The sequence below is a fragment of the Capsulimonas sp. genome, assembly GCF_039929585.1.
Lineage (GTDB): Bacteria > Armatimonadota > Armatimonadia > Armatimonadales > Capsulimonadaceae > Capsulimonas.
In genome coordinates, this window is record NZ_JBDSQY010000167.1 from 1 (window position 1) to 2853 (window position 2853).

General features: G+C 59.1%; 3 protein-coding genes. All 3 read left to right on the top strand.

Annotation, left to right across the window (positions count from 1 at the left end; all coding sequences use genetic code 11):
- A partial coding sequence (gene nuoD, locus ABIZ35_RS11640) for an NADH dehydrogenase (quinone) subunit D (protein WP_348220071.1) occupies window positions 1-1100 on the top strand: 1100 nt, incomplete at its 5' end.
- A 32-nt stretch (window positions 1101-1132) separates the two neighbouring features.
- Window positions 1133-1606: an NADH-quinone oxidoreductase subunit NuoE gene (gene nuoE / locus ABIZ35_RS11645; RefSeq protein ID WP_348220072.1), complete on the top strand. Its 474-nt coding sequence runs from the start codon at window positions 1133-1135 to the stop codon at window positions 1604-1606.
- Between the two features lie 23 nt (window positions 1607-1629).
- Window positions 1630-2853 (top strand): NADH-quinone oxidoreductase subunit NuoF (gene nuoF / locus ABIZ35_RS11650; protein ID WP_348220073.1); only part of this gene is annotated, 1224 nt, incomplete at its 3' end.

Sequence of the window (2853 nt, forward strand, 5' to 3'; positions counted from 1 at the left end):
TCGTGGAGCTGGATGGCGAGAATGTCCAGAAGGCGACGCCGCATATCGGTTACCTCCACACGGGTCTCGAAAAGACCATGGAGTCGATGACCTATTACAAGGCGCTGACCATCACGGACCGTGAGGATTACCTCTCGAACCTGATGAACAACCTGGCCTACTCGCTGGCAGTCGAAAAGCTGCTGGACGTGGAAGTCCCGCCGCGCGCCCGCCGTCTGCGCCTGATCCTCAATGAACTGGAGCGGATCGCTTCGCACCTGCTGTGGCTGGGAACGCATGCGCTGGACATTGGAGCGATGACGCTCTTCTTCTACACGTGGCGCGAGCGCGACGCCATTCTGGACATGAAGGAAATGCTTTCGGGCGTCCGCATGATGACCAGCTGGATCTGTCCCGGTGGTCTGCGCGGCGACGTTCCCGAAGGCTGGTTCCACAAGGTCGGCAAGTTCGTCGATAACTTCCCCAAGAAGCTCGACGAGTACAACCGCCTGATCTCCAAGAACCCGATCTTTGTCGAGCGTCTTTCCAATATCGGTATCATCAAGGCCGAGGACGCCATTGCCTGGGGCATGAGCGGCCCGTCGCTGCGCGGCTCGGGCGTTGCCTGGGACCTGCGCAAGTCGAACCCGTACACGGGCTACGATGAGTTCGAGTTCGATATCGCGGTCGGCCAGAACGGTGACGTTTACGACCGATTCTTGGTCCGTATGGAAGAACTCAAGCAGAGCCACCGAATTCTGGTGCAGGCGCTGCGCGATGTTCCCGGCGGCCCGGTGATGACGAGCGACCGCAAGGTCGCCCCGCCGCCGCGCGCCGAGCTGGACACCTCCATGGAGAGCCTGATCCACCACTTCAAGCTGTTCACCGAAGGTTATCACCCGCCGATCGGCGAAACCTACGCGGCCGTCGAGAGCGGACGCGGCGAAAAGGGCTACTATATCTACAGCGATGGTTCGGGCATCCCGTACCGCGTGAAGATCAAGGGACCCAGCTTCAACAATCTTCAGGCGCTGCCGAAGATGGTCGAAGGCCTGATGATCGCCGACGTCGTCGCCGTGATCGGCTCCATCGACATCGTTTTGGGGGACATCGACCGCTAATTAGCGCGATGACGAAACTCGTTTAAACACCTATGCTCACTGAAGAAGTTACCAAAAAGATCGATTCGCTGATTGCGAAGTATCCGACCAAGAAGGCGGCGCTGCTGCCCGCTCTGTGGGTCGCTCAGGCTGCAAACGACAACTGGCTGCCGCGCGAAGCGATGGCCGATGTCGCCAAGCACCTCGGGCTGGCGCCTGCGTATGTGGAAGGTGTCGCCACCTTCTATACGATGTACAATAAGGCCCCAGTCGGCCGTCATCATCTGGAAGTCTGCCACAACATCGTCTGCATGGTGGTCGGCGCCGACGAGCTGATCGATCATATCGGCGGCAAGCTTGGCGTTGGACGCGGCGAGACGACGGCGGACCGCAAGTTTACGCTGAACGCCGCCGAATGCCTCGGCGCCTGCGCGAACGCGCCGTGCATGATGGTGGGTGACAAGTATTACGAGGACCTGACGACCGAAAAGGTCGATGAGATCCTCGCAGACCTGGCGCGTAAGTAATTAGAGAAGGTTCCATCACCAAGATGCCTAGTGAACAGCCACAATATTTGTACAAGTACCGTCAAGTCCCAGGGATTGACGACATTGACGTCTACCTGAAGCACGAGGGATACAACGCGGTCCGTAAAGCTTTGACGATGGATCAAGAAGCCATCATCAATGAGGTCAAGCTTTCGGGACTGCGTGGCCGAGGCGGCGCCGGGTTCCCGACGTTCATCAAGTGGAACGGTATCCCGAAGAACTGGGATAAGCCGCACTACTTGGTCATCAACGCCGACGAAGGCGAGCCGGGCACCGCGAAGGACCGCGACCTGATGAACGCTCTGCCTCACCTCCTGGTGGAGGGGTGTATCATCTCAAGCTGGGCGATCCGCGCCAAGGCCTGCTACATCTATATCCGCGGTGAGTACGTTCAGCCGGCCCGCCAGATCCAGAAGGCCATCGATCAGGCTTACGCCAAAGGCTTCCTCGGCAAGAACATTCTGGGGAGCGGCTTTGATCTCGATATTTACGTCCATATGGGCGCCGGCTCCTATGAATGCGGCGAAGAATCCGCACTGATGTCGAGCCTGATGGGCGAGCGCGGTATGCCGCGGCACAAGCCCCCGTCGGCTCCGCTTCCCGTCATCAGCGGCGTCTGGGATTCCCCAACGATTATCAACAATGTCGAGACCATCGCGACCGTCGTTCCGATTATCAACATGGGCGGCGCTGAGTATTCGAAGGTCGGCACCGGCACCCCGGGCGCTGGCCCTGCGAGCCGCGGCACCAAGCTGATCACGGTCAGTGGACATGTGAAGAAGCCCGGCAATTACGAAATCGTTCTCGGCACCCCGGTTCGTGAGATCATTTACGAAATTTGTGGGGGCATCAAGAACGACAAGAAACTGAAGTTCTTTATCCCCGGCGGATCGTCGACCCCGCTTTTGACCCCGGACTTTTTGGACACGCCTTACGACTACGAGGCGCTGGGCAAGACCGGATCGCTGCTGGGATCGGGCGCGCTGATCGTTTACGATGAGACCGTCAGCGTTCCCAAGCTCATGACCCGTTTGATGCACTTCTATGCGCATGAGTCCTGTGGCAAGTGTACTCCGTGCCGCGAAGGGACGAACTGGCTAGTCAAGATCCATGATCGTATTATGGCGGGCGGCGGCCGGCCGGAAGATATCGATCTGCTGCTGGATATCTCGAACAACATTTTCGGACGCTCCTTCTGCGCGCTGGGCGACGCGGCGGCGATGCCG